This is a genomic window from Leucobacter luti, assembly GCF_019464495.1.
Classification (GTDB): domain Bacteria; phylum Actinomycetota; class Actinomycetes; order Actinomycetales; family Microbacteriaceae; genus Leucobacter; species Leucobacter luti_A.
This window is the reverse complement of the sequence record NZ_CP080492.1, coordinates 1,781,908-1,807,935: the sequence shown is the minus strand read 5'-3', so window position 1 is coordinate 1,807,935 and position 26,028 is coordinate 1,781,908. Positions and strand designations below refer to the sequence as shown.

The following is a 26,028-nucleotide window of genomic DNA, read 5'->3' as shown; positions in this document are numbered from 1 at the left end:
TCTGGCGCACTCACATCGCGAGTGTACCCGGCCAGGCTGAAGGATGAGGCGAGCGAGGCCGGGGTGAAACCACGGGTGATCTTCTCTCGCAACCCCCCAGTGCGACCGTTCCGCTTTATACGATGGGGCACGTTTGGCCTGTCGGGGGACGGGCCGACATGCGTGCGCGCTACGGAGCGCGAAGTCGCCTCGACGAATCGGTACTGCCGTTCGTGGGTGTGACTGGTGCGCGCATGTCGCAAAAATGAGGGGGAACTCATGACGCACGCGTCGACCGCACCATCCGACCATGCCCAGAGTCAGCGTGGCTGGCGCTCCTGGGTGGCCGGTATTGTCGCCGGAACTCTGATCGCGGGCGGCTTTGTTGCCGCAGGTGTCGGGATTCAGGCGGCAGCAGCTGAGCCGCTGGCCCCCCGGGTCTCCGCAACGCCGAGCCAGACGTACATCGCTGGCGAGGACGTCGAGGTGCAGCTGCGGTTCACGAGCGCGTATCCCGCCGATTCCTCAGATCCTGCAGCGAAGCAGTACAACTTGAGCGCGGCCGTGACCCTGTCCGCTGACGTCACCGTCGTGTCATCGCCAACGCTCGGGACGCCGAAGACCTACCAGGCTGGCGCGATCGTGCGCGGACTCGGTGCCTCAGCAGCAGCCTGTGTTGCGCTCGGCCTTGAGGCCGCGCCCGGCCAGACTGCAGCCTGCCGTGTTCCGGCCGGTGCCCAGTATCTCGTCTTCGAGAACATTTCAGACCTTCCCGCCGGTGCAGGCACGAGCCACTCCCTCACGCTCCGCCCGAAGGCCGACACGTACCCCGCAGGTTCCTCCCTCGAATTGGGTATCACCGCGTTCACCAGCGGCGAAGAGCGCCTCGTCCCCGGCTTCCCCGGCGCAACGGGCACCACCAGCTCAGGCACGCACACGTCGGCTCCCGGCCGCGTGGCCCCTGAGATCCCGGTGAATGCGGTGCGGATCGAAAAGAGTGAGCCGAGCCCTGAGGGCGAGCTGCTCCGCGGCGTGCACACGAATTCAACGACCTATACGCTGCGCGTGTCGCACACTGGCGAGGGCGACCTCACGAATACCCGCGTCGTCGACTACTTGCCGGCGGGCCTCGAATACCTCGGTGCAGGTGGCACGGACCACAGCACCGCGGCAAACGGTACTCGCCCAGACGGCACCGAGTACGACGGTTCAGGCGATCTTGCAGTCACCCCGGCACCTGAGGGCGGCCAGGGCGCCTGGTCAGAAGAAGAGTCGGTCGAGACCGTAGCGCTGAGCGCCGCTGAGGCCGAGCAGCTCGGACTTGCCGGCGCAGGCGTGTACACGAAGGTGACGTGGAACATCGGGCAGTTGCTCGGTATCGGCGATCCGCTCGCGACCACGGGGGCAGACGGTGTCAAGCAGGGCTACTCAAGCACGGCAGGCCAGGCGGGCTACGTTGAGATTCGCTACCGCGCAGCCGTCCCGCTCTTCGAGAACACGCTCGATTTTGGCTACGAGGCCGCCACCGATGGCCAGCAGGGCTCGAACCTGGACAATAACCGCGGCCGCTCAACGCGTCACGGCATCGACGGGGATCCGTACGCGGCCCAAACCATGCAGAATGCCGCGATCGTGACCGCAGAGTACGCGGGAGTCGAGACGAGCGACAGCGACACGGCGTCAATCGACGCGGTCGATGTCCGACTCCTCAAGAGTGTCAACGGCGGGGTCGCTGGCGGCTCAGGCTCCTTCGAACAGGGCGAGCTGGCACGCTACGCACTCGATATTTCGACGAGCGAGTATGTGGGCGCCGCCATCGGTGAGCGCCCGCAGCGCCTGGTCGACGACCTGGGCGATGGCCTGTGCCCCGTGTTCCCCAGCGGCACCGCGGTTGCCGACGGCTCCAGCACCGTTGCTGGCTTGCCAAACCTCCTCATCGGTGATCCGAGCGACCCTGCGAAGATCATCTCGCAGAACCTCACGGCAAACGAGTGGGCTGCCGCGCTGCAGAGCCATGGTGTTGCCACGGACTGCGCGTACCCGTCACCCGCGGCAGACGCATCGTCTGGCCTCGTCGGTGCGGCACTCGAGGGCATCGGATTCGACCCGCAGACGGGTCACTTCTTCCTGCGCCTCGCGCTCAACCCAGCAGATGCACTCGCTGGCCCGAACCAGACGCACCGGGTGCAGTACTCGGCCGCGCAGAACGAGAGCTACGTCAGCAATGACGGCAAGCAGGGGGCCACGAGCTCCGGAGACCTCGTCACGAACACCGCCGCGCTGCGCGCAGGAACGACCTCGATTCCGGCGCTTGACGGCGTCACCTCAGCCAGCGGTGCGGAAGCGTTCGGCGAGAACGACGCCTGGGACGATTCGCAGGCCACTCTGAAGGCCGCACTCAGCGGGCTCACCAAGAGCGTGCTGAAGCGTAGCGCGGGAGTGCCCGATGCGGCACAGATTCAGTCGGTGCCGGGCTCAGAGTGGGTGAAGACCGCTGGTGAGAATGATCCGTTCGTCTCGGGCGACGAGGTCTGGTACCACGTGCGCGTGGATCCGCCAGCCGGCGCCGATATCCGCAACCCGCGCCTCACCGATTTCCTTCCGGTAGGCACGCGCTTCGATGAGTCCGCGCAGACCGATGGGCGCTACGACGACATCGTGGTTCGCCCCGCGAGCGATCGCGGCCTCGGCAGCTGCAGCCCGGCAACTCCGGCAGAGTGGCTCGATACCTTCGTGCCGAATCCGACCGTGCAGGGGCAATCCCTGACCTGGCTCCTCGGCTCCGCTGACTGCTCTGGTTCGAGTGACGATCGCTTCTTCCCGATCGATGTTGCGCTTGATATTTACATCAAGGTCACCATCACCGACGTCTCTGCGTTCGGCGAAGTCGACCTTCCCGACAACCTCGCGAAGTACCAGCAGGAAAACGTGAATGGGGAGATCTTCTTCCTGCGCGACGCGGCGGCAATCGAGGCCGGTCACCAGACCGGTTTGCTCAAGGGCATTCTCACGAACCCGCGCGGTACCTCGGGCAACGGCTTCAACAGCAACGTCGACGGCGAGTACACCGCACAGCAGGACGAGGTGCGCTTCCGCGTTGACCTCGCGGCTCCGGAGTACGAGACGGGCGATTACGTCGTCTGGGATGCGCTCCCCGTCGGTATTACGAAGCACGACTTCGTCGGCGCTGGAGCTGGTGCGCCGGCGCTTGAGCTGTGGGATGGCACGGCAGCGACGCCGCTCGCCCTGCCCGCTGGGGCCTCTGTCACCGCATATGATCCGGGCGACCCCGGTCGCCCGGCAACGGTCGCGGCAGCCTACGCGGAGCGGACCATCGTGGTCTGGAACCTCGCTGGCGCCACGGTTCCCGCGGATCCCGCCCGCGGAATCGCAGATCGCACGAGCACCGATCGGCCAGGCCTGTCACTGCAGTATTCCCTCCGTATCCCGGACGAGTCCCAGGGCGAACGCGCTGCGCTCGTTGGGCAGCGCTATGTGAATGACGCTTCGATCGTCTCCTACGACGTCACGACGAACGCTGACTCGCAGGTGACTCATATCGTTGAGAGCCCGATCTCGACCGCCCGCGCCACAGCGGGATCCAACACCGAGTTTGGTGTCGGCGGCGACGGCACCCATGATCCCTCGTTCGTTGAACTGCCGAATGTTTCCGTGGACAAGCAGCTTGTCAGCACGGAAATCGCGCCCAGTGGCACGACTCCGAGCGACGCGAACAACGGCACCGGATCCCCGCGAGCCGACACCGCCATCGTGCAGGGCGAACTGGCCGTGTACGACTACACCGTCACCATCCCGGCGCGCACCAGCGTGCGAGACGGCCTGCTGACGGATGACGGCGTGCTGCGCTGGACTGGCGCGCCCAACACGAACGGGCGCGAGCTCGCGTACCACGTGACCGACGCCGAACTCCGCGCGGCCCCGTGGCTGCCCGGCGAAACCGCGCCAGCAGGGTTCTCCTTTGACCAGGCCACTGGTGACCTCGCCTTCCCGAGCGCAGCGGATGGCTTCTACAACGCGACGGACGCTGAGCGCGTCTTCACCGTGCGCCTCACCGGCTGGATCGAGGATGCCGACGCGAGCCACCCGAACCGCACGCCAGACCTTCCACATGCGAAGCAGTTGCGCAATACGGCGGGGTTCACCTCGGCCGACGCCACAGGCGGCACGCAACCCCGGATCATCGACACCGCAGACGTGAACTATCTTGAGCCGTTCCCCACGCTCAGCAAGAGCGTGATTGATCCGAGTGACGGGGTCGTGAGCGTGAACGGCGATGTGAAGTACCGGCTCACTGCCGGGAATGGCAACGCCCAGAACCTTGGCCGCCCCGCACTCTATAGCGCAGTGGTATTGGATTGTGTCCCGGCCGATCTGCGCGTCGATCCGGATCAGTTCGATGCGGCGCTCGACGTGACCGTGGAGGAGCAGGCCTGCCGGATCACCGGTTCCGCAGGGAACACGCGTGTGGTGACGACGGGGGCTGATCGCACGGGCACTCTCATCACCTGGAACGCTGGCCGCATCGACGGCTTTGTTGCTGCGGGCAACCCGGTGTTCCCGACGCTTGAGTACCGCGCCACGGTGGTGCCGGATGCCGGCGGCGGTGCCCGTCTGGTCAACGGTGCGCAGCTCACTGGAACGACGCTGCCGGATCGCATTGGCGGCGAAAGCACGGCAGAGCGTCGCGGTGACCGAATCACCGGTGTGAGCGCCACAGTGCACCTCAGCGAGGCGAGTATCGTGAAGTCGGTTACTCCGACGAGCGCGCCCGTTGGCGCTTCCGTCGAGTACACCCTGAAGACCACGCTGCCGGCGCGCGCAAACTTCTACGATGCGACGCTGACCGACACACTGCCAGCCGGCGTCGAGTACGTGGCAGGCTCTGCACGCGTGACGCTTGACTGGGCAGGAGCGGCCAGCCCTCCCGCGATCGCGGACGAGCCGAGCCGGAGCGGAAGCACGCTGAACTGGGCCATCGATCCGGCAGATATCCGCGACCATGACAAGGTTCGCACCATCACCGTGACCTTCTCAGGCAAAATCACCACTGCGGCAGCAGCTCCGGTGCGCAACACCGGGACGTTTACGTGGAACACGGTGAACGACGATGCCGCGACCAAGCAGACCAAGCAGGACCGCGCGGACGTCACCTTGCTCGATCCTGTGCTCGCGATCTCGAAAAAGGTCGACGGACAAGACACGATAACTCGCAACCCTGATGCGAGCTTCGAGTACACACTGAACGTCACGAACACGGGACGCACGCCGGCGCACCACATCGCGGTCACTGACCGCGTGCCAGCGGGCGTCAAGGTCGACGCAGACTCGATCACGCCGACCCCGAGCGCAGTTGATGCCGGTGTCGCAGCTGGTACCGGTGGCGTGATTACCTGGCAGCTCGCCGGCCCGCTCGATCAGCAGAGCGGCGACGGCACGCAGAAGTCGCTGGCCATCAGCTACTCGGCAAAGTTCGTGAAGTCGGGTGGCCTGAACGGCACAAACAGTGGGCTCGGTGACACGCTGACGAACACCGCGAGTGTGGTGAGCTTCACCTCCTTCGCGACGGACGGGCGCGAGTACCGCCCGAGCGACGTGCGCGACACCGCGACGGTGACCCCGGTCTTCCCGAAGATCGTGCTCGAGAAGACGGCGACGGGCGGTGCGCTGGCGCGCGTCGGCGAGCCGTTCGACTGGACACTGAAGATCTCGAACAACGGCCTGGGCGACGCGCAGACCATCGAGATCACCGATGTGCTGCCGGCCAACTGGAGCTATGTCGAGGGCTCGGCCAAGCTGCAGCTTGGCGTCGGCGCGTACGCCACGTTGCCCGATCCCACCACCGTGTTTGCCGCGGGCGGATCCACGCTCACGTGGTCGCCAGCACAGACCCGGTTCGGGCTCAACGACACCACTCCGGTGCTTCCTGGCTCCGCCCGCTCCCCGCTCGCCGGGCCGCGGACTGCGACGATCACCTACCAGGCGATCCCGACGGCTGCTGCAGTGCAGACTCCTGGCGTCGGCGTTGGTGTGCATCCTCACGTCAATACGCTTGCTGTGCTCGCCACTGACACCGACGGCTCAACGAGTAACCACAGCGGAAACTACGTCGGGGCGAAGGACGACGCGCAGACGTTCCTCGCTGCCGCCGATCTCGAGATCCAGAAGCGGGGCGCTGCAAAGCCGCTCTCCGCTGGTACCACCGGCACTGGCTGGACCATCGCGGTGCAGAACAACGGGCCGGACACCTCTGAGGGATCCATCACGGTCACCGACACCACACAGGCGCTGCCTGCCGGCGTCGTGGTGACCGGGGCGAGCGGAGACGGCTGGACCTGTTCCGTGCCGAACCGCGCGGCCAACGGCGTGACAGACTTCAGCTGCGCACGCACCGACACCACCGAGTCGCTCGCGAATGGTGCGTCGTTCCCGACGATCGCTGTCGCCGTGAAAATCGCGGAGGATCAGGCACCCGTGACCGTGCAGAACACCGCAACGGTGCACCCGGGCCGCACCTACGACCCGAAGCCGGAGAACAACGAGAGCACGGCATCGTTCTCGATCGTCACCGAGGCTGACCTCGCGATCGTGAAGACCGCGGCGACCGCGCTCCCCACCGCGGGCGCCAGCCTGTCGTGGACGCTCGCGCCACGCAACATCGGTCCGTCGATCTCAGTGAGCACCGCTGAGAAGCCGATCCGGATCACGGACACCGTACCGGCAGGCATGATCGCCGTAGCCGATCCGTCTACCGCGAGCTGGAAGGCCACCGTCGCGAACGCGGCGAAGGCATTCCCGGCAACGGCGGGCGACACGATCACCTGGACCTACACCGGTGCATCGCTTGCAGTGGGGGCGGCCCCAGCGATCACGCTGACTGGCACCATCGACCCGAACTGGGTCGGCGGGAACGAGATCCTGAACGCGACGGAGATCGTGCCAGGCGCAACGACCGATCCGAAGGAAAGCAACAACACGAGCGAAGCTACGGTCACTCCGGGTGACCGCACATCGCTCGGGATCGCCAAGGTGCGCGTCGTCAACGACGGCGGGGTCTGGAAGGACGCCCAGCAACTCGGCTCCGCGCTGCCAGAGATCGTCGCCGGCGAAAGCGTGAACTATCGGATCATTGTCGCCAACAACGGGCCCGCCGCTGCGCGCAACGTGCACGTGGTGGACACTCCGCCTGCGGAACTCACCTTCGAGAGTGTTGCAGACGAGAACAATGGCGCGTGGACCCAGGCTTCAGGGCCAGGGGCGGGGCAGGACACCTTCACGCTCTCCGGGAACATGGCGCCGAGCGCGAGCCGCTCGTTCATCGTGACCTACGCTGTTGATTCGACGCTCCCGATCGGCCACGACATCGTGAACTGGGTGCAGGCATTTGCCGACAACTCGACGAACGAGCCGAAGGCGAATGACACGAATGTCACGGACCGCCAGGCGGATCTCGCAATCGCGAAGTCGCACACCGGCGATGCTGTTGCCGGGCAGCCGCTCGCGTACCAGCTCGTTGTCACGAACAACGGACCGAGCACGTCGAGTGCTCAAGTTGTTGTGACTGACACGCTGCCAGCAGGGTTCAGCTATGTGGCGGACACGGCCAGCCTGGCCTTCGCAGGTGGCGCGGCAGCCGCTTCGGCCCCCACAGTGAGCACCGAAGCAGACGGGCGCCAGACGCTCGTCTGGAGCGGCCCGACGGGGGCAGCCGGGGATCTCGCCATTGGCGAGACGATCGTGATCGACTTCACGGTGCAGATCGCCGAAACGGTTCCCGAGCAGCACGCGCTCATCAACGAAGCGTGGGTCGAAGGCCCTGAAGACAAGGACCCGACGAACAACTACGCCACTGATCCCGTCGACGTCGCAACTCAGGCGGAGATGACCATCACCAAGGATGTTGCGCCAGGTCCGTGGGTTGCTGGCACGGATGTGAGCTACACGCTCACCGTGCGCAACGAGGGCCCCTCGGCGGTGCAGGCAGCCGTGCGCGATCTGCTGCCAGCAGGGATCTCGCTCGTCTCGATCACCGGCAGCGAGGGCTGGAACTGTGACGATGCCGCGGCGGCGTGCGTCTTCCCGCTGCACCCGGTCGGGGTCGACAGCACGATCACCGTGGTCGGTCACATCGACTCGGCAGTGCCGACCGGCACCGAGCTGGTCAACACCGCCGAACTGAGCTGGACCGACAGCCGTGGCGGCCACAAGGACGACGATGACGCGGCGATCGTGGTCGAGACCGCTGCTGACCTCGTACTCGAGAAGTCCGTGGTCAGCGCGAAGACCGGTGACGTGATCGCTGATCCGGCAACTGCCATTGCCGGTGAGACCGCGCGCTTCGGCATCGCCGTGCGCAACGACGGCCCGAGCGACGTCATCGCGCCGCTCACCGTCGTTGACGAGCTCCCGGCAGGCACGAGCTTCGTCGGGCTCGTCGGAGACACCGCTGCAGAGTGGGCGGCGGCCGTTGATCCGGCCAATGCGCAGCTCGTCACCTTCACCCGCGTACCGGCCGATGCCGGGCTCGCGATGGGAGTGAAAGCGCCAGCGATTGTGTACGACGTGCTCATCGACGCAGCGGCCACGACGGGGGCCGAACTCACGAACACGGCAACGGTCAGCTCAGGTACGCCCGAGCTGAACGCGGACAACAACACTGACACCGCGCAGGTGCTCGTGCAGCGTACTGCCGATCTCGGGATCACGAAGTCACACGATGCAGCTGCGGTGCGGATCGGTGACCCGCTTGAGTTCACAATCAACGTGACCAATAGCGGTCCGTCCCTGTCGTCCGGCGCGCGCGTCGTCGACACGGTTCCCGCGGGGCTGACGGTAGTGAGCGCGGTTGGTGACGCCGGGAATGACTGGATCATCGAGTCGGTCACGACGCAGCCGAACGGTACGACCGAGGTGGTGGCGAGCCGTGCGTTGCCGCTCGCGGTGGGGGAGCAGGCGCCCGCTCTGCTGATCACTACCGAGGTCACGGCAGCGGCCTACGCCGAGGTGGTGAATGTCGCGACCGTTGCGCCGGTGGATCCTGCAGAGCAGGATCCGAACCCGAAGAACGATCGTGCGGAGGACCCGGTCACCGTACCGGCCCAGGTGACACTCATCACTGAGAAGACCGCGGTCGGTGCATTCCAGGTGGGCAAACAAGGTACGTTCCGGATCACGGTGGAGAACCGCGGTCCAACGGCGGATCCCGGCCCGATCACTGTGACGGATGCGCTGCCGCGCGGACTCACCTTCCACTCCTCGCCCGATGACGGTGTGGTGGCACGAGGGTCGACAGTGACCTGGACGCTCGCGGACGGCTTGGCCGTAGGTGAGCGCGCGGAGCTCACGCTCGTGGTGAATGTTGCCCAGGGTGCATACCCGGAGGTCACGAACGTGGTGACGGTGACCACGCCGAGTGAAGTGACGCCGAACTCGAAACTGACGGACGACGCGACGGCTCGCGTCGCCGCGGCTGACGGGCTCGCGATCACCGGGAGTAGCCTCGGACTCCTTGCCGCACTCGCCGTGCTGCTGCTCGGGCTCGGTGGCGTTGCTGCCGTGATCGCGCGCAGGCGGACGCGGGAGGCCTAGCGGCGGGGCTGGCTGGCCCGGGCTCGACGCCTGGGCTGGCCGGCCTGCGTGCAACAGGCTCTTGGCTTGCTGGCTGACTTGTCGGCCCGCTGGCTTGTGGGCCCGCTGACTTGTGGGCCCGCTGGCTTGTGGGCCCGCTGGCCTAGTCGAAGAAGTGCTCGTCGCGACCGCGGAGCTTGTCGATCTCGCGGCGATCTCGTTTCGTCGGGCGCCCGGCGCCCGGATCCCGCACCACCGTTGCAGGCCGCTCCACCCGCGGAGGCGGGGGAGGGGTGAGATCTTCAAAGTGCTTCGCGGCCTCAACCGCGCTGCCACGGCGCACTGGAAGCCCGGTCACGCGGTAGATCCGGTCGATACTGTGGAGCCGCACACGCACCTCGTCGCCGAGGCGCACTGCCTGGGCGGCCTTGGCGGTGGAGCCGTTGACGCGGACGTGCCCAGCCCGGCAGGCCGCGGTGGCCTGGCTGCGCGTCTTCGCAAGCCGGACGCCCCACACCCAGGTATCTACCCGTACGCTGTCGCCCGCCATAGACTCGATGCTATCGAGAGTCAGCGTGTCCTGCTCAGGATCCACCGCAGGCACTGGATCTCGCACGACACACGCGATCGCTGCGCACCGCTTCGCACCGCTGGGTCGCCGCAACCGGGGAGAAACATGGAGTACGAGACGATCAGGGCCGCAGTGGATGCGGAGACCGAGATCTCACGATCCCGCTTCATTACCCGTCTGGAGCGCGTGTCTACGGAGGAAGAGGCGCGCGCCGTGATCGCGCGTGTGCGCGCCGAACATCCCCGGGCACGCCACCACTGCACCGCATTTGTGATTGGCCCGGATGGCCGGATCCAGCGCTCGAATGACGACGGCGAGCCGAGTGGCACCGCGGGTGCCCCAATGCTTGATGCGCTCACGTCCTCCGGGCTGTACGACGTCGTCGCCGTGGTGACCCGCTACTTTGGTGGTGTGCTGCTCGGCGCTGGCGGGTTGACACGGGCCTATCGGGCATCGGTGGCGGACGCCGTGCATCGTGCCGATCGGGTGCGACGCGCGATCCGGCAGGAAGTGACCGTGCACTGCAGCTACGAGGTAGCAGCGCAAATCGAGTCAGAGGCGCGCCGCCGCGGATTTGGGATCGGGGGTGCCGAGTACAGCGACCATGTTGCGCAGCGATTCGCTGTCGCCCGCGCTGAGATTGTTCCGTTCACCGAGCTGGTGGCCGAACTCAGCGCTGGCGCAGCAGAGTTTGAGCAGGGTGCCGCGGAGTTCGTCGACCTTTCTGCGTAGCGGCGAGGGGCTGCTGTCAGGGGCTCGCGGTACGCTTCTGTCGTGGAGTATTGGGCAGAAATCGTCGGGCAGACGGACGCGGTCCGTACCCTGGACCGCGCGGCAGAGACCGGCGTCGTCGCGGCGCACGCCTGGCTCATCACGGGCCCTCCAGGGTCGGGACGCTCGAACCTCGCGTTTCGCTTCGCCGCCGCGCTGATCGCCCGCACTGCTGAAACGCGAGAGAGCGTGTTCGAGCAGGTGCGCGCGCGCACCCACCCGGACCTCGGGGTGCTCACCACACAAAAGCTTCTCATTGACATTCGAGCGGCGCGGGACATCGTGACGACCGCCCACTATGCGCCAGCCGAGGGGCGTTACCGCGTCATTGTGATCGAAGATGCTGACCGCATGCCAGAGCGGACCTCGAACGTGCTCCTCAAAGCGCTCGAGGAGCCGCCTGAGCGGACGATCTGGATCCTCTGCGCCCCCAGCGAAGCCGATCTTCTTCCGACGATTCGTTCCCGCGCGCGTTCGCTGCGCCTCGTGACGCCGAGCCCCGCAGACATCGCGAAACTGCTCCACGAGCGGGACGGCATTGATGCTGCCGCTGCTGAACGCGCCGCCCGGCTCGCGCAGAGCCACATCGGCATGGCGCGCCGCCTCGCGAGCGACGAGGGCGCCATGCAACGCCGCGATCGCAGTGTCGAGCTGGCGCTCGGCATCGCCACGCTCGGAGACGCAATGCGCGCCGCAGCCGCACTCGTGAAGGTCGCCGAAGCCGACGCTGCTGCGCTGACTGAGGCGCGTGACCTGCGCGAACGAGAAGATGCGATGCGCAGTCTCGGGCTTGCGCCTGGCGCCGCGATCCCGCCGCAGATGCGCTCGCAGATGCGAGCGCTCGAAGAAGATCAGAAGCGCCGTGCGACCAGGAGCCTGCGCGACGGGATCGACCGGATCCTGACCGACCTGCTCTCTGTGTACCGGGACATCCTGCTGCATGCACTCGTGGCGAGTGACGGAGCCGACGGCGGCATTGACCTCATCAATCGCGAGGAACGCGCAAGGATTGCAGATCGTGCCGAGCGCTGGGGTCCGATCCGTGCCCTGGCCGCTGTTTCCGCCGTGGAGACTGCACGCACCCGACTCACGAGGGGGATCACCCCCGCACTCGTACTCGAGGCACTGTTTGCCGGAATCATCGCCGCGGAGGAACCCGTATGACCCACCCACCCGTCGCCGCCCGGGGCCGCCGTCGCACGCTCGCGCTCATCGTGCTGGCACTGAGCGCTACCGTGGCGCTGACCGGCTGTGCTGGCCTTGCAAACCTGCCTGGTCTGGCGTGGCTCGGTGGCTCCTCAGACGCGGGCGAGCCGCTCGCCTTGCCTGAGGCCCCCGAGGGCACGATCGCCGGGTTCGGCGCTCAGAAGCCGAATTGGACACCCTGCGAGGGCGGGATGGTGTGCGCAGATGTGTACGCGCCGCTTGACTGGGAGGATCCGGCAGGCGAAACAGTGACACTTCGGCTCGTCAAACACGAGGCGACAGGCTCGCAGCGCCTCGGCACACTCTTCGTGAACCCGGGCGGACCGGGGGCGTCCGGTGTCGACTACGTGAAGAACAATTTTGGCTACGCGGTGCGGCCGGAACTGCAGCGGGCATACGACGTCATTGGATGGGATCCCCGTGGCGTTGGCGCGTCAACACCCGTGCAGTGCCTCGACGCTGCGGGCATGGACGAGTACCTGTTCGGACAAGATAAAGCTGCTGGCCTCGAACGCGGGAGTGACGCGTGGATCGACGCTGCTCTGGCAAACGAAGCCGAGTTTGGCGCTGCGTGTGCAGCCGCGTCTGGCGACCTCATCGCCCACGTCAGCACGGCATCGACAGTGCAGGATCTTGACATGCTGCGCGCGATCGTGGGCGATGCAAAGCTGAACTACCTCGGTTTCTCGTACGGCACCTACATCGGTGCACGCTACGCGGACGCGTTCCCGAAAAACGTAGGCCGACTCGTGCTCGACGGCGCGATGGATCCGAGCGCCGGCATGGGCGAAGTGGTGCGGGCACAGACGATGGGCTTTGAACAGGCGCTGCGCGCATACGCCACCGACTGTCTCCAGCGTCGCGGGTGCCCGCTGACCGGCAGCGTCGATGCGGCAATGGGGCAGATCGGACAGTTGCTCGATCGGGTGGATGCGAACCCGTTGCAGGGATCCGACGGCCGCACGCTGACCGTGAACACGGCACTCACCGCGATCATTACGCCGCTCTATTCGAAAGACATGTGGGGCTACCTCGACGAGCTCTTCACGACTCTCGCTACGGATGACGCCGATGTCGCACTCTCGCTCGCGGACTTCTACTATGACCGCGAGGGCGGGAAGTATCTGAGCAACTCCACTGAGGCATTCACCGCGATCAACTGCCTCGATTACCCGAGCGCGGCAACGCTTGATCGTGCGGCAATGCGGGAGAACGCCACTGCGCTAGCTGCAGCCGCGCCCACGATCGGGCGGTTCCAAGGCTACGGGGACGTCGGCTGCTCTGCGTGGCCGGTCCAGGGCGCTGAAACGCGTGAACCGGTGACCGGGGCCGGTGCTGCCCCGATCCTCGTCGTGGGCACCACCGGCGATCCGGCCACACCGTACCAGTGGGCCGAGTCGCTTGCCGAGCAGCTTGAGAGTGGGGTGCTCATCACCTATGTGGGGGAGGGTCACACGGCTACGACCTCGAGCGACTGTGTGGCAGACACCGTCGTTGAATACTTCATCAACGGCGCCGTCCCCACTTCCGATCCTCGCTGCTCATAGCTGCCGCAGATGCTCGACACGTCTCGAGCAGTTGCGGCAGCTGCGCCTAGGCGATCGCGGAGGGACGCGGCCAGCACTCGAAAAGCGGCTCGGCAGGGCAGTGTGCCACGCGGTCGGGAGGCGCTGCCGTGGTGAGCATGCCGTCCGATCGCGGAGTCTGGTGAGAATTCGACCGTTCGTTGATGGCGACCGCCCCGGCAACACACAGCACGCCCGGCCGTACTCGATGTGCCTGCGCCTCGACGGTCGTGCTAGAGTAGTTGCTTGTGCGCGAGAGCAATCTCACGCACAGGCCGCCTTAGCTCAGTTGGTAGAGCGATTCACTCGTAATGAATAGGTCGTCAGTTCGATTCTGACAGGTGGCTCCAGTTCAGAAGTACTTTTCCCTCATGTGGCGGCCCCGCATCACTGGATGCCTGCCGCCCGCATAGGATGGCCGCATGAGCGATCTCGGTGCTGGGCACATCCCCATCCGGCCGCTGTCGGCCAGCCCTCGCACCTCACAGCGCCCCATGGCGTTTACCTCGCTGGAGTTCATCTTGGGGGTCTGGGTCGCGTTCCTTGCGTTCAACGCTGTGTTGTTCCTCTCCGTCCTAGGATCCGGGGTTCTTACAAACGTCTCGGAGGGCCGCCCTATCTTCGACGGCATGGCCATGATGTTCACTCTGACGCTGTTCAGTCTCCCTATTTCTGGGCTGGTGTTCGCCACCTACGGCTGGCTGGCGGCGCTCGGACTCGGCAAGTTCCTGGCGCGGGAGCCACGCAAATGGGTGCACCGAATTGCGTACCTCGGTCTTGGCTTCGCGAGCGGGTACCTCAGTTCTCTGGTCCTCGTTGAACTCACCCTCGGCTATCCCACGGAGGGTGCACCCGAACGGTTCCTGAACCCGCTGCACTTCTGGTGCGCGGTGACGGCTGCACTTGCGGCGTTGGCCGGCTGGGAATTCGCCAGCCGCCGTGCGCTGCGTAAGAATCCTGCCACCGGCACTGTCGTCGCAGCCACCACCACGGCCTGAACCGCGGACGCCGCGAGCGCCATCTAGGCTGGAGGTGTGAGCACTTCGTCAAAACCCCGCATCGCGCTGTGGGATAACGCCCGCTTCCTGCTCATCGTACTCGTGGTGATCGGGCACCTGATCTCCACGATTCGCACCGATACGGCGCTCGGGTACGGCCTGTACGCGTACGTGTACCTGTTCCACATGCCAGCAATGATCGTGCTCGCCGGAATGTTCTCAAAGCCGGAGGCTTCTCCGAAGGCTGTGCGTTCAACCCTGCAGCTGCTCATCACGTGGGGGCTCTGGGAACTCATCTGGGCTGGGATTCGGGCCGCCGTCGAGGGCCGCGCGCCCGGCAGCTCCTTCCTCGTGTCTCCAGCGTGGACCCTCTGGTTCCTCGTCTCGCTCGCCACCATGCGGATCCTGCTCCCGTACCTTGCGCGACTGCGCCACCCGCTGCTCGTGTCGATCGGACTCGCCCTGATTGCGGGCATGCTGCCCGCCATCGGAACCGAGTTCTCCGCGTCGCGTACCTTGGCGTTCCTTCCGTTCTTCGTCGCCGGCTGGCTCGCACGGGAGCGTGGCTGGCTCACCGGTGTCTGGTTCACCAGGCCGGCGCTCGGCACCCGTATCGCCGCGTGGGGGCTGCTCGGGGGTGTTGCGCTTGCGTTCGTGTGCGCACCGCAGCTGCGGGAGTTCTGGCGGATTGATCGCTGGCTGACGTGGCGCGATGACTACTTCTGGTTGTTCAGCCACGCCCCGATCGGCAACTGGCAGCCGACCCAGTGGGGCGAGGTGGTCGCGGGCGGAATCCTCGTCGCTGCGGCCCTGCTCGCGCTGGCGGCAGCGATGACACTCGCATTGCTCATTGTTGTGCCGCGTGGCCACAGCGTCGCCACCACGTGGGGTACGCGCACGCTGTTTGTGTACCTCTTACACGGGCCAATCATTTATCTGTTGCGCGAGAGCGGTGTGATCGCGTGGTTCGGGGCACTGGGAGAACTGGGTCTACTCGCCCTCGTCGTCGGAGGGGTCATGCTTGCGATCGTGCTGTCGATGCAGTGGGTCTCCCGTGCCACGAGGATGGTGATCGAGCCGCGTTTCGATGGGATTCTCGTGCGCGACACAACGACGCAAGCACCGAAGGCCCCGTAGCCCGGCGAGACAGCGGAACAGCGGATAAACGGACGCCTACTCCGCAGGCGCAACGAGCAATTGGTGCTGGGCAAGCTCACGATACAGCGGTGTGCTCTCGACGAGTTCGGCGTGCGTCCCCTCGCCAACGACCCGTCCTGCGTCAAGCACAATAATCTTGTCGGAGTCCACGACGGTTGAGAGGCGGTGCGCGATCACGACCAGTGTGCGCCCAGTCGACACCGAGTCGAGAGCGTCCCGCATCAGCCGCTCGTTCACGCCGTCGAGGCTCGCGGTTGACTCGTCGAGCAGCAGAATGGGCGGTGCAGTGAGCAACGCGCGGGCAATTGCGAGACGCTGCTTCTCACCCCCGGAGAGCATGATTCCGCTCTCGCCCACCTGGAGATCGAGGGCCGCCGCGAGCTGCGGCGGATCGAGTGTGGTGACGGTGGCAGGGTTCGCTGAGGTGGAGGCTCCCCCAGCCGCGCGTCCGAGCAGGCCACCGAGGTTCACCGCGCGCAAGACGCGGGCGCAGGCCTCATCGCTCGCGTGAGGTGCTCCAAGTCGCAGGTTGTCGCGCAGCGTTCCAGCGAGTACCGGAGCGTCCTGCTCGACATAGCCGAGCTGGGACCGGAGCTCCGCCCGGTCGAGCGAGCGCAGATCTGCCCCAAACAGCGAGACGGCACCCTGCTCCGGATCGTAGAACCGCTCGATCAACCCGAGGATCGTGGACTTGCCAGCGCCAGATGGCCCGACGAGTGCCACGCGAGTGCCACGCTGCACCGTGAAATCAACGCCGTGCAGCACGGGAGTCTCGACAATTTCAACGGGCGGGAGATCCCGGGAGCGGCCGCGACCGTTCCGTACGAGGGCGCGCACGTCGGCCCGCTCGGGTGCGGCGGAGCGGTACGTGAAGTGGACGTCTGAAAAGGCGATTGCGGGAGCTCCCGGATCGCTCGCAGCGGCGAGCGGCACGATTTTCCCCTCGGGGGAATGCTCCGCATCGTGCGCCGTCTCGGTCGAGAGTGACGTGATCTCCTGAATTCTGCCGAGTGCTCCGAGCGCCTGATTGACCGCCGTGATCGCACCGAAGGCCTGGCCCAACGGGGTGATCATGAGAAACAGGAACACGATGAACATGACGAGCTGAGCGATGGTGATCGCGCCGGTCGCGACGCGGAAGCCGCCCAGGCCCAGAACCACGAGGAACGAGAGCTGCATCGCCAGGAAGGAGATGGGCACGATGACGGCCGAGATCCGCGCAACCTTGAGGCCGAGCCGGTACGCCTCGCTTGCGTCGCGCTCGGTCGCAGCCTGCTCGCGTTCGGCCGCACCGGCGGCGCGTATCGTGCGGATCGAAGACACTGAGCGATCCACCTGTGCGGCGAGGTCACCGACCTTCTCCTGTGCTTGCGCGACAGCGGGGCGGATCTTGCCCGATACGAGCACGACGATGACGAGCGCCACCAGGATCACGCCAAAGGTGATCGCGAACAGGAGCGGATCGATCACGAGCATCCCGATCAGCGCGCCTACGAAGACGAGCATGCCACTCAGGGCTTCGACGAGCCCCTGAGTTAGCACGGCGCGCAGCAGTGTCGTATCGCTGCCAATGCGGGAGACCAGGTCTCCGGTGCGGCGGCGATCGAACTGCGAAATTGGCAGGTGCAAGATCTTCGCAATTAGTCTGCGCCGGCTCGTCAACACCACCCCCTCGCCCATGCGCTGCAGCACGTAGTGCTGAAAGCCGCTGAGTACGGCGTTGACGATGACGATTGCCGAGAGCAGCACGAGCAGCCCGGTGAGAGCTTCCCCAGACTCCACCCGGGTGATGAGCTGACCGAGGATGGCTGGCTGCACCAGCGCGGTGATCGCACCGATGACGCCGAGCACGAGCGCCAGAATGAGGAGCTTTCGCTGCTCAAAGAGGTAGGGGATCAGCTGGGAGAGCGTAGCGCGTGGCCCGCGTGCACCGGATACTGTCGGCTTCCGCCGTCCGCGTCTACGTGAGTTCTCGGCGGGGGCATCGGGCTGCTCAGGCATGGTGCCAACTCTACCGAGCGCCGCTGACAGGGGGCTGCTGTCAGCGGCGTCTCCGCGTCGTGCGCGACAAGCGGTGCTCAGTGCGTCGTGCGAGTTACCGTTCAGTGCCGGGGACGAGCCGCAGTGTCGGCCCTGCTTCGCGAATACTGCGCGCCGTGACGGCGAGATGCAGGGCGGCTTCTGCCGCCTCGTGACCCTTCGACTCTGGCGCGCCGGGGCGGCCGGAACGATCCAGTGCCTGCTGCTCAGTGTCGGTGGTGAGCACCCCGAAACCGACCGGGAGGCCTGAGTCGAGCTGCACCCGGGTGAGCCCGTCGGTGACGGCGTTGCAGACGTAGTCGAAGTGTGGTGTCCCACCGCGGATGATGATGCCCAGGCAGACGGCAGCGTCGAAACCGCCGCCGCCAGCACTCACCGGGGTGAGTGCGATCTGGGCGGCCAGCGGCAGTTCGAACGCCCCCGCTACTCGGAAGAGCGCGTGCTCGGCGCCGGAGGAGGCGAGCGTCTCTTGCGCGCCGCTCACCAGTGAGGACATGATCTCCTCGTGCCAGCTTCCAGCAATGATGGCGACGCGCAGACCGGTCGCATCGACGGCGAGGTTGGGGGCTCCCGCTCCACTCATGAGGACTCCTTCAGATTCGGTATTGGATCGGTGGGTGTCTGAACTCGGGGATCAGGCGACCGAATTGGGCAGCTGGTGCCCCATGCGATCGCGCTTTGCGTTCAGGTACCCGATGTTCTGTTCGGTGACGCCCACGAGCAATGGCACGCGCTCGACGACACGGATCCCGTGGTCCTCAAGCTGGGAGACCTTGTCGGGGTTATTGGTGAGCAGGCGCACGCTATCGACGCCGAGGTCGGCGAGGATCTCGGCAGCGGCGGTGTAGTCGCGGCTGTCCGCTGGCAGACCGAGCTGGAGGTTGGCATCGAGTGTGTCGAGCCCCTGCTCCTGCAACTGGTAGGCGCGGAGTTTGTTCGCGAGCCCGATTCCACGTCCTTCATGCCCGCGCAGGTATACGACGATGCCACCCCGCTCGTGGATGAGGTCGAGCGCCGCGTCGAGTTGCGGCCCGCACTCGCACTTGAGCGAGCCAAACGCTTCGCCGGTGATGCACTCAGAGTGCACGCGAACAAGCGCCTCGCCTGTCGGGAGCGCCCCGTCGGGGGTGGGGGCGATCAGCGCGATGTGGTCAATCCCCATCCTGCGGTCGCGATAGGCGAGTGCGCGGAAATCGCCGTGCTCAGTGGGGAGGAGGGTGTTGGCGCGCAGGCTCACGCGGCGATTGACCGCCTCGCACTCCGGGGCGCCCTCAGGGTCATGCTCGTTGAGGTATGCAACCAGGCGCTCGATCGTGGTGACCAGCACGCCCTCGCGCGCACCCAGTTCGATGAGACCGGGCAGCCGCATCATCTCGCCGTCCTCGGCGACGATCTCGGCGATCGCAGCAACGGGGCGAAGCCCCGCCAAGCGCATGAGCTCGACCGCGGCTTCGGTGTGCCCATCACGAGCACGCACGCCACCGTCGACGGCGCGCAAGGGAAGGATGTGACCGGGGCGGCGCACGTCCCCGGGAACCCCGTCAGGGTGTGCGAGGGCATGGAGCGTCGTCGTGCGGTCGCTCGCGCTGATCCCCGTGGTGATGCCCTTCGTGGCATCCACTGTCACGGTGTACGCGGTGCTGCGGACATCTTCATTGCGCTCCACCATCATCGGAAGATCCAGCTGGTTCGCGACCTCGTTGGTCATGGGCGCGCAGAGCAGTCCGGAGGACCAGCGCACAGTCCACGCGATCCATTCCTGGCTCGCGAGTTCGGCCGAAATGATGACGTCGCCCTCGTTCTCACGATCCTCATTGTCGGCCACGATGACTGGAAGACCAGCCTTGATCGCGGCGATGGCGTCTTCGATGCTCGCGATCCCAGGAGTGCTGGGGGCTGCTGTTGATTCGGTGCTCATGCGTGGTGTCCTTCGGTGATCGTGGTGGGGGAAGCCGGGCCGACGCCGAGGCGCAGCATGCGGGCGACGTGACGGGCAAGAATGTCGGTCTCGACGTTGACTCGATCGCCGGGGGTGAGACCGCCGAGGATGGTCGCGGTGAGGGTTTCGGGAATGAGAGACACCTCGAACCACGCGTTTGGTTCTTCGGGTGCCGAAATCGCCGAGACGGTGAGCGAGACGCCGGAGAGCGTCACCGACCCCTTGTCGACGAGGAGCGGTGCCAACTCGGAGGAGAGGGTGAATCGCAGTACGCGCCACGCCTCGGCAGGCGTGGTCGAGAGCAGCGTCGCGGTGCCATCGACGTGACCCTGCACAATGTGGCCGCCAAGTCTGGTATCGACGCGCACGGCGCGTTCGAGGTTCACGGTGCTGCCGGTCGTGAGATCTCCGATGGCCGACATCCGGATCGATTGCGCCATGACGTCGGCGGTGAAGGTACCCCGCCCGTCTGGAGTCGTGCCTTGATCGATCACAGTGAGGCACACTCCGGATACGGCGATTGAGGCGCCGTGTGTTGCGTCACTCGTGACGAGCGGCCCGGCGATCGTGAGCCGGAGCGAATCGGCGACAGGTTCAATCGCGATGATCTCCCCGATCTCCTCGATGAGTCCCGTGAACATCAGTTTCCTTCCTCGGCCGAAACGAGAGCGGCCTTGATCAGTAGGTCGACGCCCAGTTGGGCGATATGAGTGACGCGCAGTCGTGAGATGCCGGAAATGCTGGGAATCCCGAGATCACCGAGTGCGAGCATCGGTCCTCCGAGCAGGGCAGGCGCGATGTAGACGAGCACCTCGTCGACGAGACCTGCTGCAATGAGCGCGCTGGAAACGGTGGGCCCGCCCTCGACAAAAATGTGGCGGATTCCGCGCTCGTGCAATTGGGTCAGCTCCGCAGCGAGATCATCACCCGGGATCTGCAGTGGCACTGTGAGGCCGTGGGCCGTCAGCGCGGGGTGCTGCCTGATCCGGGCCGTGGCTGGAATCGCGCGGTGTCCAACAACGATGGGTACTGGCTGCTCGGCGGCAGGCACGAGCAGGCCGCCGGTCTCGGCGCGAGCGGTGAGCGCGGGGTCGTCGGCGAGCAGCGTACCGGTTCCGACCAGGATCGCGTCGGCTTCAGCGCGGCGACGATGCACGTCGCCTCGGGCATCGGCGCCGGTGATCCACTGGCTCGTGCCGTCAGCCGCTGCCGCGCGCCCGTCAAGCGTCTGGGCCCACTTCACTGTCACGAACGGCCGCCCAGTGGCAGAGGTGCTGGAACTGCGGTCGGTCTGAGCGTCAGGAGAAGCTTCGCGTCGTCGTTCGAGCCAGCCGGCGAGCAGCGCGCGCGCTTCGCGGGCCAGCACACCGCTCGAGACGTCGACACCCGCCGCGCGCAGTGTTTCGGCCCCACCGGAAGACGACTGCCCCGGATCGCCGAGCGCGTATGCGACGGCACCGATTCCCGCATCGGAAAGCGCGACCGCACAGGGGCCGGTGCGACCGGTGTGGTTGCACGGTTCAAGTGTGACGACTGCGGTAACTTCGCTGAGTCGAGCGTGCCACTCGGCAGGCACTCTGCTCAGCGCATCGATCTCGGCGTGCGGTGTTCCTGCGCCGCGGTGCCAGCCCTCTGAGATGATCCGGCCTTCTGGATCGAGCAATACGCAACCGACGCGCGGATTCTCATCCTGTGCCGGGCCGCGACTCGCGAGCTCCAGCGCGCGGCGCATTGCCGCTTCGATGAGCACCTGCTCAAGCATCCCGTCCGCCCTGTTCTGCGAACCGGGTGCGCGCGGGGTCGTGGGGTCACCACGACTGCGCGTTCCTCTCATCCGGACTAGCGCGAGTATTTTCGCGCATCACCGTCGGTTCCGGAATTTCACCGGATCCACCTCGCGGAAGCGAGGTTCGCGGACTATCACCGCCGGTTCGGATTCTCACCGACCCCGGAACACGGCACTATGCTACTCCCCTCGCGTGAGCGGAAGCTAGCTGTGTGCCCTCGTATTACGCCACCGGCGCAACAGCGCTAGTCGAAGAGGTCGGCGAAGAGCCTGCCGTTCGCAATCACGTTCATCGTGAGCACGATGATCAGCGCGTTGAAGAAGAACGCGATCGTCGTGTGCCACACGATCGTCCAGCGCATGCGGCTGTCAACGATTTTCACGTCGGACACCGCGAACGTTGTTGAGTTGGTGAAGGCGAGATACACGAAGTCGACGAGCCGTGGATCGTCGGTGCCAGGGAACTGGATCGGAGGCTGCTTCGCTCGGTGGTACCGGGAGAAGTAGATCCGGGCGTAGCCCCAGTTGAACATTGCCCAGGCCAGCAGCATTGCCCAGACCGCAGTAAATTCACCTGCTGGATCATGCAAATCTTTCCCGATGCTTGTGATGAGGTCGATTGCGACGCTCAGGCCGACAAGACTCGACCCGAAGGTGAGCACTGTGGCAAGTGCGCGCGTGAGCGGATGGCCCACGAGCACCCGGGTGACCACCGGATCGGGCTGATCGATGCGCACGAGAATGTTGAGAGTGAGGATTGTCGGCACCAAATACAGCGTTGCGATTCCGCACCAGGTCAGCATCTCGACGAGCGCGAAGTCTTCATCCGTGCCCCACAGGAGATACCAGCCCACCCAGATCAACAGCACCTGCATGATGAGCCCGATGATTTCGCTGCTGACGCTGAGAATCGCACCGAACGTGAGCAGCGAGGTGCGCGGCTTCGGGGCGCGCCTCAGGCGCCGCCGTGTCCAGGGTTCCGCGGGCGCCGGAGCGGGCTCATGAGGCGGCTGCGCCGGGTTGCTGGGCGCGCTCACTCGCGGGCCTCGGCAGTGGCGGAGGCGACCAGATCCCGCAATGACGCGTCAGGCAGATACGCCCGAGTGAGCGCGATTCCGATGCGGGGCAAATCGCCCTCGTCACGGAATAGAAGATACAGCGCGGCAGAGCGCGGGTTGAATTTCTGTTTGAAGCGGTGGAGCGACTTGAAGCCGTACAGCGGTTCGATGAGCCCGCCCAACTGCTCAAGTACCTGGTCAACGGGCCCGGCGGCAACTTCCTCCGGGCGCACGAGCGGTGCGCCAGAGAGTGACAAGAACTCATACCCTGATTCGGAGAAGTGCTGCGCTGCCGAAGCAATGAGAAACTCCATCACGGGCCCGAACCCACCGTCTCGGCGGCGCATGAGGTCGAGCGTCCACCCGATCACTCGGGGTTCTCCGCTTTCGGGATCGGCCGGGCCGTGTACCGGGAGCCAGGAAGTGATTCCGTGGAGGCTTCCGTCCGCATCGACTGCGATCCCGACGCGGACCGCAGGATCGAGTGCTTCCTCCACAGTCCCCAGCGTGAACCGCATCTCAGGGAGTCCCTTGTCGCCGGTCCACTGTTCCGAGATCGCGCGCACCTGCGCGAGTGTGCTCCACGGCTCGTCGGCGAGCCGCACCATCCGGAACTCAATCCCCTCGCGACTGGCTCGATTGATCGCAGTGCGCACGGCACCCCAGGCTTTCCCGGTAAAGGCGAGGCCGGGGAGGTCGACGATGGTGTCCTCGGCGACCACGACAGAGCGCCAGCCCGCCGGCATGGCCTGTGCGCTGACCTCGCTCGCGGAGAACGCGCAGGGGATCAGCCCCGCCCGCTGCGCTCCGCGTTCGAATTCTGCAAGCGCTGCACCGTGCTGACCGGGCCCGACGATCGGATCGCCGAGCATGATGGCGACTCCTGCGTGGCGCTGGAATGTGATGGATCCGGTGGGCGTGGAAGACCCGGACTGTGCTTCGGACCCTGCGCCGGCCGCAACGTGTCGATTGCCCCGCCAGGTGGTCATCCACGAGATCGTTCCGCCTCCCCAGTGCAGCAACCGCGACGTTGCCTCTTCCGTGGTGAGATGTTCGGTCGCGAGGGTCCGGCGTGAGCGCCGCAGTGTGACGCGGAAAGCACCGCGGCCCGCGATGAGAATCACGAGTAACGCCGCCCAGAGCGCGGCAGGCGCGATGATCGTGCCCAGTATTTCACTCGGGGAGGCGATCAGTTTGAGGTCGACCATGAGGGGCACGACCGCGAAGGCGAAAGCCGCTGCGAGGAGATTGAATACGCCGAGCGCGAGGGCGAAGATCCACGCGACACGGACGCCCTGCCTGATCCCATTGGCGATCAGCGCGATCACCAGCACATCGATTCCCACATCAACGAGCGAGGAGACCGGGTCATTGTGCCCGAGTGGACCGTTGTACGGCACGATCAGATCCAGCACCTGGATCACACCGATCGCGATCAGGCCAGAGAAAGCGATCAGGCGCCACTCTCGCTCGCTCGGGCGGCCGGCAGGGTGCCGGAACGCTGGCAACCAGCCGCTCGCGACAAGTGCTGCAACCATCGCGACCGCGTGTTCGAGATCGTGCAATTGCCCGAGATAGAGCACTGAGATCCCGGTCCAGAGGACGACGGCGATTCTGGCACGCAACCGCCAGGGGGCTGGCAGCGTTGCGATTGCGAATACGAGGGCCGCAAGTGCGCCGCAGGATGGGCCAACATCGTATGCCCGCGTGAGGTCGACCGCCCAGTGCCAGCCCGATTGTGACACGAGCAGCAGGATCCCTGCGGCGCCGAGCACGCCAACGATGTGGCCAGAGACGACGATCGCCGCAGTGCGGAGCCAGCCAAAGCGCCATTCGGCCCAGCCGATCCCGCCGACCACGAGTGGGAGGAGCGTGAGATAGACCACTGGGTGATCGACAAAAAATGGGGACGTCGCGATGGTCCACCAGCGTCCGTCTGCAAATGCCGGAAGCCCCGTAGCGACGCGGTCATACCAGGGCTTGTCGGCTGCGGCGGAGAACAGAGTGCCGCTTGCGGCGCCCACCGCGAGAAGCGCGAGGACGAACGTGATGGTGAGGGGAAACCGGCGCAGCACGGTGAGGTACCGCGGCTGCTGGCGTGCGGGCGCTGCGGAGACGGCGTCGTCGGTCATGGACCCAGTCTAGAGTTTTCCGCGTTCTCAGGCGTACGCTGATTTGGGGGACTTCCCCGTCTGATTCGTGACGGCCCCGCGGGGCCAGAGCAGGAGAAGCACATGCGCGCCGTGACCTACGTCAAGCACAACACCGTCGAGGTGCTCGAGAAGCCGGTTCCGGAGATTGGCTCCGACGAGGTGTTGCTCCGCGTCGGTGGCGCGGGGGTGTGCCACTCGGATCTCGCGATTATCGCGCTGGGAGACGAGAACCCGCTGATTGGCGGCACCCTCGGCCATGAGGTTGCTGGCACGATTGCCGAGCTCGGATCTGAGGTGGCTGGGTGGAGCGTGGGGGACCATGCGATTGTGTCGTTGATCTTGTCGTGCGGTCAGTGCCGCGAGTGCCTCGCCGGGCGCGACAATCAGTGCGAAGTGGTGTATCCGCGCGGCGCGCTCGCCCCGCTGTCCCCGGGGATTGGGAGCCCGGGCGGCATGGCTGACTATATTGCGGTGAAAGCTCGCCACCTCGATCCGCTTGGCGAGCTCGATCCCGTTTCGGCCGCGCCCCTCGCGGATGCAGCGCTGACGCCTATGCACGCGATCAACACGGTTCGCGATCGCCTGACTGGCGACGCAACGGTTGTCACGATTGGGCTGGGCGGGCTCGGGCATCTGGCGTTGCAGATCCTCGCCGCGACGACGGGCGCTCGGGTGATCGCGCTCGACACGGATCCGGAGAAGCTGGCATTTGCCGCAGCACACGGCGCCGACCTCGTGCTGCAGAGTGATGGCGGGGCCGCGGACCGGATCCTCCGGGAAACCGGCGGGAAGGGGGCTGACGTGGTGTTCGACTTCGTTGGTGTGCAGCCCACGGTCGAGCTCGCGGTCGCGGTGGTGCGCGGTGGCGGCGCGATCAGGTTCGTGGGTCTCGGTGGAGGCAGTTTCCCGTACGCCGCCGGCACTGCGACGCCGCTTCCCTGGGGCGTGAGCATTGAGCGCGCGTACGGGGGCACCCGCGCCGACATGCGGCAGGTTATCGCGCTCGCCGAGGCAGAGAAGATTGCGGTGGAGGTCGTGCGCTACGACCTTGCTGACGCGGTGCAGGCGTTCGACGATCTCCATCACGGCCGGGTCGCTGGCCGAGCGGTATTGGTGCCCTAGTCCGGGCTCGTTGGGACCTCGGCTCCTCCGCTTCGGCCGCGCAGTATTCGCGTCTCTGGGAGCACGGCGCATTCCCCGAGACGCGAATACTGCGACA

At 66.1% G+C, this 26,028-nt stretch carries 15 protein-coding genes, 1 tRNA gene and 1 riboswitch; of the genes, 8 read left to right on the top strand and 8 right to left on the bottom strand.

The genetic code is table 11. The features are described 5' to 3' along the window. Positions 1-258 precede the first annotated feature (258 nt). Positions 259-9,585 carry an isopeptide-forming domain-containing fimbrial protein gene (locus tag K1X41_RS08090; protein ID WP_220174350.1) on the top strand — a complete coding sequence of 3,109 codons (9,327 nt, stop codon included), beginning with the start codon at positions 259-261 and terminating at the stop codon, positions 9,583-9,585. 142 nt (positions 9,586-9,727) lie between these two features. On the opposite strand, the gene K1X41_RS08085 is transcribed toward K1X41_RS08090, so the two are convergent. Beyond that, positions 9,728-10,114, bottom strand: a complete 387-nt coding sequence (locus K1X41_RS08085) for an RNA-binding S4 domain-containing protein (RefSeq protein ID WP_132205890.1) — start codon at positions 10,112-10,114, stop codon at positions 9,728-9,730. Between the two features lie 126 nt (positions 10,115-10,240). Between K1X41_RS08085 and K1X41_RS08080 the strand changes: the two genes are divergently transcribed. The 6 genes from K1X41_RS08080 to K1X41_RS08055 all read left to right on the top strand — a co-directional run bounded on the left by K1X41_RS08080 (position 10,241) and on the right by K1X41_RS08055 (position 15,812). Next, a complete protein-coding gene (locus K1X41_RS08080; protein ID WP_132205892.1) occupies positions 10,241-10,867 on the top strand; it encodes a YigZ family protein in 627 nt (208 codons plus the stop codon). A gap of 42 nt (positions 10,868-10,909) precedes the next feature. Beyond that, complete coding sequence (locus K1X41_RS08075) at positions 10,910-12,070, top strand: DNA polymerase III subunit delta' (protein ID WP_220174349.1); 1,161 nt, start codon at positions 10,910-10,912, stop codon at positions 12,068-12,070. Then, positions 12,067-13,659: an alpha/beta hydrolase gene (locus K1X41_RS08070; protein WP_220174348.1), complete on the top strand. Its 1,593-nt coding sequence runs from the start codon at positions 12,067-12,069 to the stop codon at positions 13,657-13,659. Before K1X41_RS08075 ends, K1X41_RS08070 begins: the two co-directional genes overlap by 4 nt. A gap of 292 nt (positions 13,660-13,951) precedes the next feature. Then, a tRNA-Thr gene (locus K1X41_RS08065) sits at positions 13,952-14,027 on the top strand. Positions 14,028-14,099: 72 nt separating this feature from the next. Continuing rightward, positions 14,100-14,675: a hypothetical protein gene (locus tag K1X41_RS08060; protein ID WP_220174347.1), complete on the top strand. Its 576-nt coding sequence runs from the start codon at positions 14,100-14,102 to the stop codon at positions 14,673-14,675. Between the two features lie 36 nt (positions 14,676-14,711). After that, positions 14,712-15,812, top strand: coding sequence for an acyltransferase family protein (locus tag K1X41_RS08055; RefSeq protein ID WP_220174346.1), 1,101 nt, complete (start codon positions 14,712-14,714; stop codon positions 15,810-15,812). A gap of 36 nt (positions 15,813-15,848) precedes the next feature. On the opposite strand, the gene K1X41_RS08050 is transcribed toward K1X41_RS08055, so the two are convergent. The 7 genes from K1X41_RS08050 to K1X41_RS08020 form a co-directional block, all read right to left on the bottom strand. Next, positions 15,849-17,834, bottom strand: coding sequence for an ABC transporter ATP-binding protein (locus K1X41_RS08050; RefSeq protein ID WP_220174345.1), 1,986 nt, complete (start codon positions 17,832-17,834; stop codon positions 15,849-15,851). A gap of 94 nt (positions 17,835-17,928) precedes the next feature. Next, complete coding sequence (gene ribH, locus K1X41_RS08045) at positions 17,929-18,456, bottom strand: 6,7-dimethyl-8-ribityllumazine synthase (protein ID WP_132205904.1); 528 nt, start codon at positions 18,454-18,456, stop codon at positions 17,929-17,931. Positions 18,457-18,507: 51 nt separating this feature from the next. Beyond that, the gene (gene ribA / locus K1X41_RS08040; protein ID WP_220174344.1) at positions 18,508-19,791 is read right to left on the bottom strand and encodes a GTP cyclohydrolase II; all 1,284 of its coding nucleotides are present in this window, start codon (positions 19,789-19,791) and stop codon (positions 18,508-18,510) included. Then, a complete protein-coding gene (locus K1X41_RS08035) occupies positions 19,788-20,453 on the bottom strand; it encodes a riboflavin synthase (RefSeq protein ID WP_132205908.1) in 666 nt (221 codons plus the stop codon). The genes ribA and K1X41_RS08035 overlap by 4 nt, the downstream gene beginning before the upstream one ends. Beyond that, complete coding sequence (ribD, locus tag K1X41_RS08030; protein WP_132205910.1) at positions 20,453-21,574, bottom strand: bifunctional diaminohydroxyphosphoribosylaminopyrimidine deaminase/5-amino-6-(5-phosphoribosylamino)uracil reductase RibD; 1,122 nt, start codon at positions 21,572-21,574, stop codon at positions 20,453-20,455. Before ribD ends, K1X41_RS08035 begins: the two co-directional genes overlap by 1 nt. Before the next feature lie 56 nt (positions 21,575-21,630). Continuing rightward, a riboswitch (FMN riboswitch) is annotated at positions 21,631-21,772 on the bottom strand. 71 nt (positions 21,773-21,843) lie between these two features. Next, a complete protein-coding gene (locus K1X41_RS08025; protein ID WP_258566383.1) occupies positions 21,844-22,635 on the bottom strand; it encodes a DUF1345 domain-containing protein in 792 nt (263 codons plus the stop codon). Then, a complete protein-coding gene (locus K1X41_RS08020; RefSeq protein WP_132205912.1) occupies positions 22,632-24,788 on the bottom strand; it encodes a bifunctional lysylphosphatidylglycerol flippase/synthetase MprF in 2,157 nt (718 codons plus the stop codon). The genes K1X41_RS08025 and K1X41_RS08020 overlap by 4 nt, the downstream gene beginning before the upstream one ends. 102 nt (positions 24,789-24,890) lie before the next feature. Here K1X41_RS08020 and K1X41_RS08015 point away from each other — a divergent pair, with 102 nt between their 5' ends. Next, entirely contained in the window at positions 24,891-25,931 is a 1,041-nt protein-coding gene (locus tag K1X41_RS08015; RefSeq protein WP_132205914.1) for a zinc-binding dehydrogenase, read from the top strand. The last annotated feature ends 97 nt before the right edge of the window (positions 25,932-26,028 follow it).